This is a genomic window from Atlantibacter sp., assembly GCF_032062175.1.
Classification (GTDB): Bacteria; Pseudomonadota; Gammaproteobacteria; order Enterobacterales; family Enterobacteriaceae; genus Atlantibacter.
The window spans coordinates 13,792-30,235 of the sequence record NZ_DAMBQK010000023.1; the positions used below are offsets into that span (position 1 = coordinate 13,792).

At 61.9% G+C, this 16,444-nt stretch carries 11 protein-coding genes; 4 read left to right on the top strand and 7 right to left on the bottom strand.

The window, feature by feature from the left end; genetic code table 11:
- Positions 1-216 precede the first annotated feature (216 nt).
- The gene (narX, locus tag RT120_RS17565; protein ID WP_312984630.1) at positions 217-2,013 is read left to right on the top strand and encodes a nitrate/nitrite two-component system sensor histidine kinase NarX; all 1,797 of its coding nucleotides are present in this window, start codon (positions 217-219) and stop codon (positions 2,011-2,013) included.
- Positions 2,006-2,656 carry a two-component system response regulator NarL gene (gene narL, locus RT120_RS17570; RefSeq protein ID WP_125295406.1) on the top strand — a complete coding sequence of 217 codons (651 nt, stop codon included), beginning with the start codon at positions 2,006-2,008 and terminating at the stop codon, positions 2,654-2,656. The genes narX and narL overlap by 8 nt, the downstream gene beginning before the upstream one ends.
- On the opposite strand, the gene RT120_RS17575 is transcribed toward narL, so the two are convergent.
- Entirely contained in the window at positions 2,657-4,060 is a 1,404-nt protein-coding gene (locus tag RT120_RS17575; protein WP_312984632.1) for a YchO/YchP family invasin, read from the bottom strand. It lies immediately after the preceding gene.
- A gap of 155 nt (positions 4,061-4,215) precedes the next feature.
- On the opposite strand from RT120_RS17575, the gene RT120_RS17580 reads away from it, so the two are divergent.
- Positions 4,216-4,767 carry a YbhB/YbcL family Raf kinase inhibitor-like protein gene (locus RT120_RS17580; protein ID WP_312984634.1) on the top strand — a complete coding sequence of 184 codons (552 nt, stop codon included), beginning with the start codon at positions 4,216-4,218 and terminating at the stop codon, positions 4,765-4,767.
- Here RT120_RS17580 and RT120_RS17585 read toward each other — a convergent pair.
- The 6 genes from RT120_RS17585 to RT120_RS17610 form a co-directional block, all read right to left on the bottom strand.
- A complete protein-coding gene (locus tag RT120_RS17585; RefSeq protein WP_312984636.1) occupies positions 4,744-7,344 on the bottom strand; it encodes a nitrate reductase in 2,601 nt (866 codons plus the stop codon). The genes RT120_RS17580 and RT120_RS17585 overlap by 24 nt on opposite strands.
- On the bottom strand, positions 7,341-11,408 hold the full coding sequence (gene nirB / locus RT120_RS17590; RefSeq protein ID WP_312984638.1) for a nitrite reductase large subunit NirB: 4,068 nt from the start codon (positions 11,406-11,408) through the stop codon (positions 7,341-7,343). Before nirB ends, RT120_RS17585 begins: the two co-directional genes overlap by 4 nt.
- A gap of 10 nt (positions 11,409-11,418) precedes the next feature.
- Entirely contained in the window at positions 11,419-12,207 is a 789-nt protein-coding gene (locus RT120_RS17595) for an ABC transporter ATP-binding protein (RefSeq protein WP_312984640.1), read from the bottom strand.
- Positions 12,208-12,217: 10 nt separating this feature from the next.
- On the bottom strand, positions 12,218-13,105 hold the full coding sequence (gene ntrB / locus RT120_RS17600; RefSeq protein ID WP_312984642.1) for a nitrate ABC transporter permease: 888 nt from the start codon (positions 13,103-13,105) through the stop codon (positions 12,218-12,220).
- On the bottom strand, positions 13,102-14,364 hold the full coding sequence (locus tag RT120_RS17605) for a CmpA/NrtA family ABC transporter substrate-binding protein (RefSeq protein WP_312984644.1): 1,263 nt from the start codon (positions 14,362-14,364) through the stop codon (positions 13,102-13,104). Before RT120_RS17605 ends, ntrB begins: the two co-directional genes overlap by 4 nt.
- A gap of 224 nt (positions 14,365-14,588) precedes the next feature.
- Positions 14,589-15,791, bottom strand: coding sequence for a nitrate- and nitrite sensing domain-containing protein (locus RT120_RS17610; protein WP_312984646.1), 1,203 nt, complete (start codon positions 15,789-15,791; stop codon positions 14,589-14,591).
- Positions 15,792-15,875: 84 nt separating this feature from the next.
- Here RT120_RS17610 and RT120_RS17615 point away from each other — a divergent pair, with 84 nt between their 5' ends.
- Positions 15,876-16,229: a DsrE/DsrF/TusD sulfur relay family protein gene (locus RT120_RS17615; RefSeq protein WP_312984648.1), complete on the top strand. Its 354-nt coding sequence runs from the start codon at positions 15,876-15,878 to the stop codon at positions 16,227-16,229.
- Positions 16,230-16,444 lie beyond the last annotated feature (215 nt).

Genomic DNA, 16,444 nt, shown 5'->3' on the forward strand with positions numbered 1-16,444 from the left:
TCGCCTATTATCCTTTGTGAGTAGCAAGGATGGCTAAAAAAAGTGTGGTTTTTCACTCCAGTGCGTGGGGTAAGCCCACCCGGTCCTCCAACGCTCTACCCACCGGCAATAAAGGAGTAACCCCTTGTTGGTATGGGTATACTCCATACTATGTTTGAGAATAACGGCCTACTTTCCATGCCCCTGTTTGTGCGACCCGTCAGGAAACTGAACGCCATGATAAAACGCCTGTGCGCCCCGCTTACCCTCGCCAACCAGCTTGCGCTGGTGGTACTGATGCTTGCCCTGTTGGGATTAGCGGGCATGGCGGTATCGGCGTGGTTGATTCAAGGTATCCAGGGCAGCGCGCACGCCATCAACAAGGCCGGTTCCCTGCGCATGCAGAGCTATCGCCTGCTGGCAGCGGTGCCGCTGAAAAGCGATGACAACGCGCTGATGCGCGAAATTGAACAGACCGCCTGGGACCCGGAGCTGCGCCATATCGCCCAGCGCGACGGCGAAGTGCAAAAACTTGACGCCCTGCACGCTTACTGGCGTGACCAGCTTGAACCCGCACTGCTTGAGGCCACCACTACCGACGAGGTAAAACCCGCCGTGGCGCAATTCGTCAGCCAGATTGACGCGCTGGTCAGCGGCTTTGACCACACCACCGAACAGCGCATCAGCCGGGTGATTGTGGTGCACTGGACGATGGCAATCCTCACCACCCTGCTGCTGCTGCTGGCGGTGATCTGGCTGCGCAAACGGCTGCTGCGCCCGTGGCGGCAACTGATGGCAATGGCCACCGCTATCGGCCAGCGCAACTTTACCCATCGCGTGGCCGCCAACGGGCGCGATGAAATGGCGACTCTGGGCCGCGCGTTAAACAGCATGAGCGACGAACTGGCGGAAAGTTACGCCGGGCTGGAAGCGCGGGTGAAAGAGAAAACCGCCGGGCTGGAGTACAAGAACCAGATCCTGACCTTTTTATGGGATGCGGGCCGTCGGATGCACAGCCCGCTGCCGCTGTGTGAACGGCTGGCACCCGTGCTGGCGCGCCTGCAACAGCTTACCCCGTTGCGGGATATTGAACTGCGGATTTACGAGACCGGCGATGACGACAACTATCAGGAATTCGCCTGGCAGCCGGACCCGCGCTGTGATGAAAAAGGCTGCACCCTGTGCCCGCGCGAACGGATCAAAGGCGAGCTTAGCGATGCGACGTTGCAATGGCGGCTGGCCGACGGGCTAACGCGCTACGGCCTGCTGCTGGCGCGTCTCCCGGAAAAATCGGCATTGAATCAGGATCAGCAGCACCTTATCGACACGCTGGTGGAGCAAATCACCTCGTCGCTGGCGCTGGAGCGCCAGCAGGATCGCCAGCAGCAGCTTATCGTGATGGAAGAGCGCGCCGCCATCGCCAGGGAACTGCATGACTCCATCGCTCAGTCGTTGTCATGTATGAAAATGCAGGTCAGCTGTTTGCAGATGCAGGGCGAGAGCCTGCCGGAGCAGAGCCAGTCGATTCTGGCGCAAATCCGCAATGAGCTGAACACCTCCTGGCGGCAATTGCGCGAACTGCTGACAACGTTCCGGCTCCAGCTTACCGAGCCGGGCCTGCGCCCGGCGCTGGAAGGCAGTTGTCAGGAATTTAGCGCCCGGCTGGGTTTCCCGGTGGCGCTGAACTATCATCTACCGCCGCGCCTGGTCCCGGCACATCAGGCTATTCACCTGGTGCAAATCGCCCGTGAAGCGTTGAGCAACGCGCTGAAACATGCAGGCGCGAGCGAAATTAGCGTTACCGCGACCCTGAACGATAATCAGGTCAGGCTGGTCATTGCCGATAACGGCTGCGGTGTGCCGGAACACGCCGAACGTACTAACCACTATGGTTTAATTATTATGCGTGACCGCGCCCAAAGCCTGCGCGGTGACTGTCAGGTCCGGCGGCGGGAAACCGGAGGCACCGAAGTGGTGGTGACCTTTATCCCCGATACGCCCCAATTATCTGCCCGAGGAGAAGTCCATGAGTAATCAGGAACCGGCAACGATTCTGTTAATTGACGATCACCCCATGCTGCGTACCGGCGTAAAACAGCTGATCAGCATGGCGACGGACATTACCGTCGTTGGCGAGGCCGGGAGCGGCGAGCAGGGTATCGAAATGGCGGAATCTCTCGATCCCGATCTGATTCTGCTCGATCTCAATATGCCCGGTATGAACGGCCTGGAAACCCTCGACCGCCTGCGCGAAAAAGCGCTCTCTGGCCGGGTAGTGGTGTTTAGCGTCTCCAACCATGAAGAAGACGTGGTGACGGCGCTGAAACGCGGCGCGGACGGGTATCTGCTGAAGGATATGGAGCCGGAAGAGCTGCTGAAAGCGCTGCACCAGGCGGCGGCGGGCGAGATGGTGTTAAGCGAAGCCTTGACCCCGGTGCTGGCCGCCAGCCTGCGCGCCAACCGCGCCACCTCGGATCGCGACGTGACTCAACTGACGCCGCGCGAGCGCGATATTCTTAAGCATATTGCCCAGGGACTGCCGAATAAAATGATCGCCCGCCGTCTCGACATCACCGAGAGTACGGTCAAAGTGCACGTGAAGCATCTGCTGAAGAAAATGAAGCTGAAATCCCGCGTCGAAGCCGCGGTATGGGTGCATCAGGAACGTATTTTCTGATTATTCGTCCGGCAGCAGCGGATACGTGCGGCTGTCGTCGTTGAGTTCCACCGGCGGCGAGAGTTGCAGCGCGATGACATTCGACGTCACCCGCTGCCCTTTGTTGTCCTCCACGATGACCGACAACTGCCAGCGGTGGGTGGCGTCGGGCTGGCTGTTCCAGGCGGGCATAATGAGGGTCCAGCCGTCGATGCTGTTTTCATCAGGCGGCGCGGTCAGGCTCAGCGCCTGGGTATCGCCCTGCCAGGTCAGCCGTTTGATGCCATGAACGCTAGTCACCTGGAGCTTTAACGCCACGGTTTCGCCTGGGCTCACGGTCCAGGGCGGCGTCGCCAGAAACACCGACAGGGTTTTACGCTGGCGATACTCCACTACCGGCAGATTATTGCGCACCACGCCGTCGTAGCGGCTGCCGCGCAGCGAGGTGGCGTTGGCCACTTCACTGGCGGAAAGCTGTTTACTGAGCGGCACGCCGAAGCGGTAGTTCAGCTTCAGGCCGAGGTTATTCTGGCTCACCCCGCTTTCACCCTGTTTGTGCTGGGCGTCAATCGTCACCAGCGGCACCGGCGTATAGCTCACCCCCACATTCACCGCCAGCGGATCGTGGTAGCCATTGCCGTTATCAAACAGATCCACCCGATCGCCGAAGTAGCGCTCAAAACTGACGCGGGTATTGATGTGCCGGTAAAACGGCAACCGCGCCTGGGCAGTCAGGTCGTAGCCCTGAGCGAAACGCTGGGCCTGCACCGCGCTGCTGTCGCGCCAACTGCCGATCGGCTGGTAATAATTGGCAGAAAAGCGCAAATTCTCGCCCCAGGCTTCCGCGCCGACCCCGGCGCGCTGCAAATGGTCATCAAAGCGGGTGTCGTAGAAGGTGTTATAGCCCAGCAGCCAGTCGCCGGTGCGCCAGCGCTGGCCAAGACCGGCGTTGCCGGTCAGCCCTTCGCTCTGCTGGCTGACGCCGAGCTGGCTCCAGGTTAGCCCGGCGTCGCGGTCAATAAGCGGCGTAAACAGCGAACCGCGCGTGCCGGTGAACTCTCCCGCATCGTTGACCTGCAAATCCACCTCCGCCTGGCCCCAGGGCGACAGCAGCGACTGCGCCTCACGCGCCACCCGTTCGCTGACGGCTTCCCGAAACTGATCGAAAGCGTAGGCGCGCGCCTGCTCGCTGATGCCCAGCCCGTTATCAGTCTGGCTGGCCTCCCCGAAGGATTTGGCGAATTCCGCCAGATGCTTCTCGCTGCTGTTGCCCGTGGGCGTCATACCGAGATCCGGCAGTGTGTCCTGGCTATTATCGAATGGATTGGCGGCTTGCCGGGTATCGCGGCCCTGAACGGCCTGCGCGCCTCCGGTAAACAGGAGGCTGAAAAACAGGGGGGTGAAGAGTGATTTATACAACGCCATCGGGTAATGATAGCTAAGCTTTGCGCCTGGCTAAACCGCGAATCGGTTAACCCTGGCGGTTTTGGTCGCCGCAGGCGTCATTTCCAGATTATCCTCAAACGTATTCCCCTGGCCTGCGCTACGCTTAATGCATCCAGGCCGTGTGAGATCCCCCGATGAAAAAATCACTGTTTTCAGCACTCTGTTTGCTGTCAGGGTTAGCGATGCCCGTAGCCCAGGCTGACAGCCTGTTTATTCTTCAGTCGCCGGATTTCGCCGATAACGCGATGCTGCAAAAAAAATTCGCCGGTAACGCCAAAGATAACCCCAACTGCACCGGCGAAAACGCCTCTCCGGCGCTGGTGTGGAGCCACGCGCCCACCGGCACGAAAAGCTACGCGCTGATTATGCATGACCCCGAGGGCGCAAAAGGCCTGGGCGTCACCCATCTGGTGGCCTATAACATCCCGTCCTCGACCACCGGCTTTGCCGCCAATGCGCTGGTCAAAGAAGAGGGTTTTACCGGCGGGAAAAACAGCCCCGGCACCCCCACCTGGTACGGCCCTTGCCCGCCGCCCGGCACCGGGGCGCACCACTACACCTTTACCCTGATTGCCACCGATATGGACCCTAATCTCAACGCGGGCATGACCAAAGAGGAATTGCTGGCGGCACTGAAGGGCCATGCCCTGGCGGCCACCGGGCTAGTGGGTCGCTTTGGTCAGTGAGGCGGCTATCAGCGTCCTTAATTCCGGGATGCACGAACCGCACTGCGTGCCACAGCCTAACTGCTTGCCGAGCGCGGCGGGCGTGTTGCAGCCTGCCGCGATAGCTGCGCAAATCGCGGTTTCGCTCACCCCCATACAGCTGCATACCGTGCGCCCGCGCGGCGTTTGCTGCGCGCCGCCCCCCGCCAGTAGCTGATGGCGCTGGGCCGGGTCGGTCATCGGCGCGTCAAAACTGGCGACAATGGCTGGCTCATCCAGCACGGTTTCATGGCGGCTAAGATAGAGCGCCAGTTGCAACGCCGATCCCTGCCAGGCCAGCAGATGCACGAACGTGTCACCCTGGGCGTACTGTAACTGCCAGCCTTCGCGCCCGGCGAGGCTTTCAAGCCAGCTAACGTCCTGGGTGCTCGCCGCCAGTTTCCAGCCAGCGGCCTGCCGCCACCACATGATCGAACCGGGTATCTCCAGCGCGTGTCGGCTAAACAACGATCCCTGCCACGGCGCGTTGACCCGCTGAAGGCGCACCGCTGTTTGCTTGCTCTCCGGCTGCCCCGAATGGGGATCGACCACCGACGCCACCAGCGCGTTGACCCGGCTCTGGCTGGCGAAATGATTATTCCAGTGCATCGGCATAAACAGCTCGCCGGGGCGCTGGTCGGGCGTGATGCAGGCATAACCCAGCGCCCAGCCGCGCGGCGATGAGAGCCGCACCAGCGACTGTTCGCTAATACCCTGTTGCGCCGCGTCATCGGGATGGATCTGCACCCAGGGCAGCGGCTGGTGCTGCATCAGGCGCGGCACCCTGCCGGTGCGGGTCATGGTGTGCCACTGGTCGCGGATCCGACCGGTGTTGAGCAGTAACGGATAGTGCGCGGTGATGTGCGCCTGGGCGTTTTGCGGATTAACGGCAACCAGCTGTAATCGCCCGGAAGGATGCCAGCCCTTCCCGGTTGCCAGCAGCCGCGCCGTTCCCTGTGGCGCGTCGGCGGTGACCGGCCACTGGACAGGCTGCAACGCCTCCCACTGTTCCACCTTCAGCGACGCCAGGCCGCTGATATCAAACGCCCGGCAGCCGTGGTTTTCAAAGCCCGACAGCCTGGCATGTTCGCTGAAGATCGCTGCCGGATGCTGCCAGCTAAACGCGTCGCTAAACCCGAGGCGCTGCGCCACCTGGGCGACGACCCACCAGTCCGGGCGGGTATTGCCCGGCGCGGGCAGAAACGCCCGCTGGCGCGAAATCCGCCGTTCGGAGTTGGTCACGGTGCCGTTTTTCTCCCCCCACGCCTGGGCCGGGAAAGCGATATCGGCGAAGGCGACGGTATCGCTTTGCCGGGAAACTTCAGAGACGATCACCAGCGGGCAGCGGCGCAGCGCCTCGCGCACCCGGTCGCTGTCGGGTAATGACACCGCCGGGTTAGTGCCCATGATCCACACCGCTTTCACCTCGCCGCGATAAATCGCCTCAAACAGCTCCACCGCCATCAACCCCGGCGTTTCAGCGATGCGCTCGCTGCCCCAGAAACGCCCCAGCCGGGCGATATCCTGCGGGTTAAATCCCATATGGCAGGCCAGTTGGTTCGCCAGCCCGCCCACTTCGCGCCCGCCCATGGCATTTGGCTGCCCGGTCAGCGAAAACGGTCCGCAGCCTGCACGCCCGTATTTACCGCTCGCCAGATGGACGTTAATGATCGCGTTGCACTTGTCGCTGCCGCTGGACGACTGGTTGATGCCCATGGTGTACAGCGTCACGGCGCGATCGGCGCTGATAAACCAGTCATAAAACCGCGCCACGTCCTCACGCGGCAGATCGCAAAACGCCGCGCACCGATCCAGCGTCCACGCTGCCGCCGCATCCAGCGCGGGCTGTTGTCCGTCGAAGCTCTCCGGCGGGATCTGCCCCGCCAGCAGGTTCAGCAGCCCGTTAAACAATCCGGCGTCGCTGCCGGGTTTCAGCGCCAGATGCAGGTCGGCGATATCGCAGGTGGCGGTTGTTCGCGGGTCGATCACCACCACTTTCATCTCTGGCCGCTGCGCTTTTGCCGCCGTCAGCCGTTGATACAGCACCGGATGCGCCCAGGCGGCATTAGCCCCCACCAGCACCACCAGGTCGCTGGTTTCGATGTCCTGATAATTGCCCGGCACCGCGTCCGCGCCGAATGCGCGTTTGTAGCCCACCACCGCCGAGGACATGCACAGCCGGGAGTTGGTATCGATATTGGCGCTGCCGATAAAGCCTTTCATCAGCTTATTGGCGGCGTAGTAATCCTCGGTCAGTAACTGGCCCGAGGCGTAAAACGCCACCGCCTGCGGGCCATGCTGGTGGATGATTTCCGCAAGTTGCCCGGCGGCGGCATCCAGCGCGTGATCCCATGAAGCGGTTTGCCCATCGACTTCCGGCTCCAGCAGCCGCCCGGCTAATCCCAGGGTTTCTCCCAGCGCGGCGCCTTTCACGCACAGCCGCCCCAGGTTGGCGGGATGATCCGGGTCCCCCGCTACGCTCACGCTGCCGTCCGGGGTTTGGGTCACCACCACGCCGCAGCCGACCCCGCAGTATGGACAGGTGGTATGGGTTTTCATGACGCCTCCGCGCGCAGGATCAGCGCCTGGCTGCTGACCCACACTTTATCGGCCTCGATTTTTACCGGCCAGGCGCGTACCGCCTGCTGGCTGCTGCCCTGGAAACAGCCGTCGCGCAGGCGAATTTTTTGTTTGTAGAGCGGGGAAATCACCACCGGCTCCCCGGCGACGTCGCCGAGCATACCGCGCGACAGTACATTAGCGTCACTGTCCGGCTCGCGGTTATCCAGGGCATACACCGCATCGTTAAAGCGGAACAGCGCGATCTGCATGTTGCCCAGCCGCGCGCCAATACCCGCATCCGCCGGGATCTCATCGAGGCGGCACACTTCCTGCCACAGACGCGATGAGGATGCGGCCTCCTGCTGCTGCGGTACGCTCACCAACTGCGGCTGATCGCGCAGGATCTGGCGCTGCACCGCTTCATCCGGCGTATCGCTGTTAACAAAGCTTTTAAACAGCGCCAGCCGGTCCGGGCTGTTGAGCGTGGTTTGCCATTCGCACTGGTAGCTCTCAATGACCAGGGCCATTTCACGCTCCAGCTCGTCGCAGATGCCGAGGCTGTCGTGCAAAATCACCGCCTGAAGATAGGCCAGCCCGCCCTCCAGGTTATCCATCCAGGTGCTGGTGCGCTGGAGCCGGTCGGCGGTGCGGATATAGAACATCAGGAAGCGATCCACGGTACGCAGCAGCGTGGCGGTATCCAGATCGCTGGCGAACAGATCGGCGTGGCGCGGTTTCATGCCGCCGTTACCACACACGTACAGGTTCCAGCCCTTTTCGGTCGCGATCACGCCCACGTCTTTACCCTGGGCTTCGGCGCATTCCCGGGTACAGCCGGACACCGCCATTTTGATTTTGTGCGGCGCGCGCAGCCCCTTGTAGCGATGCTCCAGCTCCACCGCCAGCCCGGTGGAATCCTGCACGCCGTAGCGGCACCAGGTCGAGCCGACGCAGGATTTCACGGTGCGCAGCGATTTCCCGTAGGCGTGGCCGGTCTCAAACCCGGCGGCCACCAGCTCGCGCCAGATCGGTGGTAACTGTTCCAGCCGCGCGCCAAACAGATCGATACGCTGCCCGCCGGTGACTTTGCTGTAAAGGTTGTAGCGTTTGGCGATCTCGCCAATGGCGATCAGCCCGTCCGGCGTGACTTCCCCGGCGGGCATGCGCGGCACAATCGAGTAGGTGCCGTCTTTCTGGATGTTGGCGAAATAGCGGTCATTGGTGTCCTGCAACGGTAAATGACCGGGCTTGAGCAGATACTCGTTCCAGCACGATGCCAGTACCGAACCCACCAAAGGCTTGCAGATTTCACAGCCGTGGCCGCGCCCGTAGCGGCTAATCAACTGGTTAAAGCTGCGGATATGGTTGACACGCACCAGGTGATAAATCTCCTGGCGCGAGTACGCGAAGTGCTCGCAGATATCTTTTTTGACCTCCACGCCCTGCTGTTCAAGCTGATAATCCAGCACCTGTTTGACCAGCGCGCTACAGCCGCCGCAGCCGGTAGCGGCTTTGGTGCAAGTTTTCAGTGCGTCGAGGTGGGTTGCGCCGTCGCTCACCGCCTGGCAAATCTGGGCTTTGCTGACGTTATGGCACGAGCAGATTTGCGCGCTGTCGGGCAACGCCGCCACGCCCAGCCCTTTCACGGCGCTGGGGGAACTGGCGGGCAGGATCAGGGTTTCCGGCTGAGCGGGCAGCGCCATGTCGTTAAGCATCATTTGCAATAACGTGGCGTAGTCGCTGCTGTCGCCTACCAGTACGCCGCCCAGCAGGCGTTTGTTATCCGCGCTGACCACGATTTTTTTATAGGTCTGTGCCGGGCCGTTGGTCCACTGATAGCTCTGCGCACCGGGCGTCGCGCCATGCGCATCGCCAAACGAGGCCACTTCCACGCCCAGCAGCTTGAGTTTGGTGCTCATATCCGCGCCGCTGAACTGCGCATTTTCCCCGTTGAGATTCGCCGCCGCCACCCGCGCCATCTGATAGCCGGGTGCGACCAGGCCAAAAATTTTGCCCTGCCACAGGGCGCATTCGCCGATAGCGCTGATGCGCGGATCGCTGGTCAGGCAGCGGTCGTCAATCACAATGCCGCCGCGCTCGCCCAGCGCCAGCCCCGCCTGGCGCGCCAGCGCATCCTGCGGGCGGATACCTGCGGAAAACACCACTAAATCGGTTTCCAGGCTCTGTTCATCGGCAAACTCCAGCGCGAGCCCGGTCTCCGTGGCGCGGATCGCGTTGGTGGATTTGCTGGTGTGTACGCTGACGCCAAGGGCGCTGATTTTCTGGCGTAGCATCGCCGCGCCAGAAGAATCGAGCTGCACCGCCATCAGGTTCGGCGCGAACTCCACGACGTGCGTCTCCAGCCCAAGCTGTTTCAGGGCGTTAGCGGCTTCAAGGCCCAACAGCCCGCCGCCGATCACCACGCCGCGCGTGGCGGTTTTCGCCCGCTCGCGGATGGCATCCAGGTCATCCAGGGTGCGGTAAACAAAACAGCCCGGCTGCTGATGGCCCGGCACGGGCGGTACAAACGGCCAGGAGCCGGTTGCCAACACCAGCCGATCCCAGCAGGTTTCCCGGCCTTCGGCGTCGCGCACCACCTGGCGTTCGCGGTCGATATCGACAATCCGGCAACCGGTACGTCGCTCAATGCCGCTGCGGGCAAAGAAATCGCCGTCAACCATGGAAAGCGAGTCGGCGCTGCGTCCGGCGAAATACTCCGACAGATGCACCCGGTCATAGGCAGCGTGGCGCTCCTCGCCAAACACGATGATCTGGTACTGCTGATGCAGCCCGGCATTGACGCACTGCTCAAGGAAATGGTGGCCTACCATGCCGTGGCCAATAACCACTAATGTCGCTTTGCTCATTTCATCGCTTCCTGCAGCTAGCGGCTGCGGTTGGTCAATATCAAAAAGCAGCCCGGCGTGGGGTTCAACCGGCTGCTGGAACTGGTTCATCAGGCGCGACGCGGCGTGGGTATCGCCCATCATCAGCAGCGCCGAGAGTTTGCCGTCGCGCACCAGCACACGGCGGTAGTGACCGCTTAATGGGTCGAAACTGGTGAGGGTCTGGCATGCGGGCGTGGGGTTGATGTCACCCGCGCTGAACAAATCGATACCGGTGACTTTTAAGCGCGTGCCGCGCGGCTGGTAGTGAAAATCGCCCTGCGGCTGGCCCGCTAATCGGGCGGCCAGTACGTCGGCCTGGGCCAGGCACGGGGCGACTAAGCCCCAAAGCGCGCCGTTAAATTCGCAGCATTCGCCGATAGCGCTGATGCCCGGCAGCGCGGTTTGCAGTTGTCCATCCACCAGAATTCCCCGGTTACAGGGCACGCCCGCCGCGCTGGCGAGTGAGATATTGGGTTTGACGCCGGTGGCAATTACCACCCGCGCAGCCCGGAGCGTTGCGCCGTTGCTCAGCGTCACGCCTTGCGCGCCTATGTCGGTCAACGTCTGGCCCAGCACACAGTGAATACCGCGCGCTTCCAGCCGCTCTGCCAGCAGACGCGCCGCCTGCTCATCCAACTGTTGTTCCATCAGCCGGGCTGCCAGATGCACCAGCGTCACCGGAATACCGCGCTGGGCCAGCGCCGCGGCGGCTTCCACGCCCAGTAGCCCGCCGCCGAGCACGACCGCCGGGCCGTCATGGCGCAAAATAGCCTCCACATCTCCCTGGGTGCGAAACGCGTGGACGTGCGGCTGCTGATGACCGTTAATCGGCGGGATAAACGGCACAGAACCGGTGGCGAAAACTAATTCATCCCAGTGCAGTTGCTGGCGCGGGGTAGTAACGGTGCGGTTAGCGACGTCCACCGCCAGCACCTTTTCATTGCTCAGCACGGTCACGCCGTGGGCCTGATACCACGCCAGCGGGTGGAGCGTGGTATCGGCAGCGGTTTTCTCGCCGCCGAGCACCGGAGACAGCAAAATGCGGTTATACGCCACGCCCGGCTCGTCGCCGATCAGCGTGATGGCATAGCGCGCCGGGGCCAGTTGCAGCAGTTGCTCCACCAGCCGGACCGCCGCCATGCCGTTACCGACAATCACCAGTTGCGTCGTCATCGCCCGCTCCTCACGCCGCGTTGGGCTGCTTTTCATACAGGAAATGGAGGATTTGCTGGCGCAACTGGTGGTAGTGCGGATCGTCCGCCAACTGCACCCGGTTGCGCGGTCGTGACAACGTCACATCAAGGATTTCCCCTACCGTGGCCGCCGGGCCGTTGGTCATCATCAGCACCCGGTCGCACAGCAGCACCGCTTCGTCCACGTCGTGGGTGATCAGTACGATGGTGGTATTCAACGCCTGCTGGATGCGCATCACCGCATCCTGAAGGTGGGCGCGGGTTAAGGCATCGAGCGCGCCGAACGGCTCATCCATCAGCAGCACTTTCGGCTTCATCGCCAGCGCCCGGGCAATGCCGATGCGCTGCTTCATGCCGCCGGAAATCTCCCCGGGGCGTTTATCCCGTGCGTGGCCCATCTGTACCTGTTCGAGGTTGTGCATGATCCACTCACTACGCTCGGCGCGGCTCATGGTGCGGGCAAAGATGTGGTCCACTGCCAGCGCCACGTTCTGGTAGCAGGTCAGCCACGGCAGCAGGGAATGGTTCTGGAACACCACCGCGCGCTCCGGACCCGGCCCGGCGATTTCGCGGTTATCGCACAGCAGCCCGCCTTCGCTGGGCAGCGTGATGCCCGCGATCAGGTTAAGCAGCGTGGATTTGCCGCAGCCGGAATGGCCAATCAGCCCAACGGTTTCCCCGGCGGCGATATCAAAGCTCACGTTTTGCAGCGCCAGGAACTCACCGCCCTGGGTGGCGAAACGCTGGCTGACGTTCTGGACCTGAATAATCGGTTTCATGGTGCGCTCCTTATTTTTCCTGCCAGCTAAAACGACGCGCCAGCCACAGCAGCGCCTGCTCGAGCATCAGCCCCACCACGCCGATAATGACGATGGCGATGATGATGTTTTCGACGTTGAGATTGTTCCACTCATTCCAGATCCAGAAGCCGATGCCCAGGCCGCCGGTGAGCATTTCGGCGGCGACAATCACCAGCCAGGCGATGCCGATAGACAGGCGCACCCCGGTTAACATCGCCGGCAGCACCGCCGGAAACAGAATGCGGCGCATCACCGTCCATTCGGAGAGTTGCAGCACCCGCGCTACGTTGAGGTAGTCGTCCGGGATGCGGCGCACCCCGTCGGCGGTGTTGATTACCATTGGCCAGATTGAGCAGATGAAAATGGTCCAACTGGATGCCGGTTCGGCGCGCTGGAACAGCAGCAACCCGATGGGCAGCCAGGCCAGCGGGCTGACCGGGCGCAGTAGCGCAATCAGCGGGCCGAACATCCGGGCGAAGAATACGAAGCGTCCAGTCAAAAAGCCGAGCGGAATGCCCACCAGCGCCGCCAGCCCAAAGCCAATAGCCACGCGCTGTAAGGATGCCAGCACGTTCCAGCCGATGCCCTGATCGTTGGGCCCTTCACGGTAAAACGGGTCGGCGAACAGGGTCAGCGCGGAATCCAGAGTACTGAGCGGGCCGGGAAAGCCTTTGCTGTTGATCGACACCAGTTGCCAGGCCACCAGCGCCAGCCCTAAACCCAGCAGCCCCGGCAGCAGACGCTGCGCCAGATGGTTGGCGGCGATGCGCAGGGCCGGATGGCGTTTGCGCACCTGCACCGGCGGCAGTGCGATGACCTCGGCGCTGATGATTTCTGACGTGACAACGTCACTATGCGTCACAATTTGCTGTTTCATGCATTGCTCCCCTGATGCGAGATGTCGAAGCTGGCGGCGTAAGACGCCGGGTCCGCGCCGTTCCAGATTTTGCCGTCGAGCAGACGGCTGCTGCGCATGGCGTCTTTCGGCAGGTTGACGCCGGTGGCGCTGGCGGCTTGCTGGTAAATGTCGGTACGGTTGATGCGCCGGGCGATGGCCAGATAATCCGGCTCCTGTTTCAATAACCCCCAGCGGCGGAACTGGGTCAGGAACCAGATGCCATCCGACAGCCACGGATAGCTGACCTCGCCATCGCGGAAGAACTGCATTCCGTGGCGGTCCTGCCAGCGGCGGCCCGCGCCGTTGTCGTAGTCGCCAAGCATCCGGCCCGTGAGGTACTGCGCTTTGGTATTCAGGTACGCGCGTTTTGCCAGTACCTGTGCGGTTTCCCGGCGGTTGTCATCGCTGGCGTCAATCCAGCGCGCCGCGTCGAGCGTGGCGGAAACCAGCGCCCGCGCGGTGTTCGGGTTTTGCTCCACCCAGTCATGACGGCAGCCGAGCACTTTTTCCGGATGATCCGGCCAGATATCCTGGGTCGTGGCGGCGGTAAAACCGATGCGGTCGTTAATCGCCCTGGCGTTCCAGGGTTCGCCGACGCAAAAGCCCACCATGTTGCCGATGCGCATGTTCATCACCATCTGCGGCGGCGGCACCACCACGGTGCGCACATCGGTGAACGGATTGATGCCTTCGGAGGCCAGCCAGTAATAGAGCCACATGGCGTGGGTGCCGGTTGGGAAGGTGTGGGCGAAGGTGTAACTGCCTGGCGCGGACTGGCGCAGATAACCCGGCAGATCCCCCAGCGAGCGCACACCTTTGTCCAGTAGATCGGTAGAAAGCGTGATCGCCTGACCGTTGTTGTTGAGGGTCATCAGGCTCGCCATCGGCTGCTTTTTCCCGGCGATGCCCAGCTCCAGCCCGTATACCATCCCGTAAAGGATGTGCGCGGCGTCCAGCTCGCCGTACACCAGTTTGTCGCGCACCGCCGCCCAACTCGCCTCTTTGCTGAGGTTGAGTTTGATGCCATAGCGGGCGTCGAAGCCTTTCACCGACGCCATCACCAGCGGCGCGCAGTCAGTCAGCGGGATAAACCCGACGTTTACCTGCTGGCGCTCCGGCTGGTCAGAGCCGGCTGCCCAGACGCTGCTCGCCAGCCCCGGTATCATCAATACGCCGCCCAGTGTGGCTCCCGCCTGAATCAGGCGGCGGCGGGAAAGCCCTCGTTGTGTTTCGCTCATGGCTGCTCCAATAAAAAAGGCGTCCAACAATGCGTGAACATTGCGGGACGCCTTTATCCTCATCGCCGGGAAGCCGCCGTTGGCTTCTCTGCGTTTTGTGTTGTGGTCAGTTAAGGTTTTGCAATTGCTGTGCCAGGAATTTGCACCGCTTTTGCCGGGGTTTCAGCGCTTTTTTGTGAGCCAGCGCACCATAAGCTGTCACGCTCTGCCCCGCGGGTGTGCAGCTAACGCTTTGGCGTTAGCTGCCACAGCGAGGCGCTGAGCAGCAGAGAACGGGCGATATCCACCATCCGCTGGTTCTGGTTCATGGCGAGCTTGCGAAGCTGTTGCCAGGCCAGTTCTTCACTGATGCCCTGATGGCTCATCAGCAGGCTTTTGGCTTTATCAATGGTTTTGCGCTCTTCCAGCGTTTCCTGAAGCGAAGTGAGTTCACGGCTGAGTTTTTCCAGCTCGCGCGCCTGCTGGCGCACCAGCGGCAGCAGATGACGTTCCACCGGCGCGACCCTGGCGCTGCTCTGCTGCACTACCCACGCGGCCAGCGCCGTTTCGCTGGTGTGCGAGTCATCTAAAGTATGTTGTAACGAAAGTTGCGCGGCGGCGGAAAGCGTGTCGATTAACCGGGTTTCAATCAGCCGCAGCGCGTCCAGACGTTCGGTCTGGAGTGCAAACCAGCGCGCCGCCGAGTGCGGGTTGGCCGGGATGCGGGTGCAGGCCTCGCGGCGCATCTGTTCGATATCCCGGGTCGCCTCAGCAGTCTCGCGAAACGTCGCCGCCTTAGAGGGGCCAGCCAGCGACAGGAAGGTGGAAAAGCTGTGCTGCTGGGCGTCGATACGGTCCACCAGCATCTGGCGCAGCGCGGCGTCGAACTCGCCGCGGGTAAAGCCAATCGCCCCCACCGCCCGTTCCTGCCCGACCCACTCTTTGCCCTGCATCAGGCTGTACAGCGCGGTCAACGCCTGGGCCACCTGCGGATCGCTCAGGGTGTCGTTGGCTTCCGGGATAATCTCCATAAGCGGTTGAACGGTGCGGATAAAGCGGTCCATGGCCTGCTCCGGTGTGATACGCGCAGCGAGGATCTCTTCGCGTAACGCGCTTAACCCTTCCAGAAACCACAATGCGCAGGCCAGTTTCGCCGCCGCGTTGCCGTTCATCAGGGCGTGATGTTCGGCCAGCCAGCGCTGGAAAGCGGCAAGAGCGTCATCCACTTGCTGGGCGCTGTGCTGCAATTGCGTGCCAAACAGCGCGCCCCTGGAGCACAGCCAGACGTTGGACGCGCCGCGCTCGCGCTGGAGTGCGTGCACCAGTTGGCTAATCAATGTGGCGAACTCCCCCAGCCGGGCAAGATGCTGTAACTGCTGCTGTTGCTGGCGACGGGTATAGCGAAACCATTCCAGCGCGGATTGTGGGCGTGGCGCCTGTTGATTCATGTCATACTCCCGAAGTCATTACCGCTTTACTCTGGTCATCAATTAACAAAGCAATAACCATGCCCAAACGGCAAAGGAGTCAACGTGCAAAATATCGTGATTATCGCTAACGGGGCGGCTTACGGCAGTGAGTCGCTGTTTAACAGCCTGCGTCTGGCTATCGCCCTGCGTGAGCAGCAGGACGATCTGAGTCTGAAACTGTTTTTGATGTCGGATGCGGTGACGGCGGGCATTCGCGGCCAGAAACCGGCGGAAGGCTACAATATTCAGCAGATGCTGGAGATCCTCACCGCGCAGAACGTGCCGGTGAAGCTGTGTAAGACCTGTACCGACGGGCGCGGCGTTTCCGGGCTGCCGCTGATTGATGGCGTGGAGATTGGCACGCTGGTAGAACTGGCCCAGTGGACGCTGGCGGCAGATAAAGTCCTGACCTTCTGATTGCCTGCTGCCGTATGCGCCCCGCTGCGGCAGTTTCCAAACTATTAACGCGATTCGGCACCCCGCCGCGAAATAGCGGGCTGAACGCGCCGCCCGTTTCCAGAATTTCCCGCCTCGTTTGTTGATTTATCACGCGCAAACCTGCCAGCGCTGAATGCTTTGAGGGAATTTATAACTAAAGTTTAATGATTATGAAATTCGTTGATCAAAGTCAG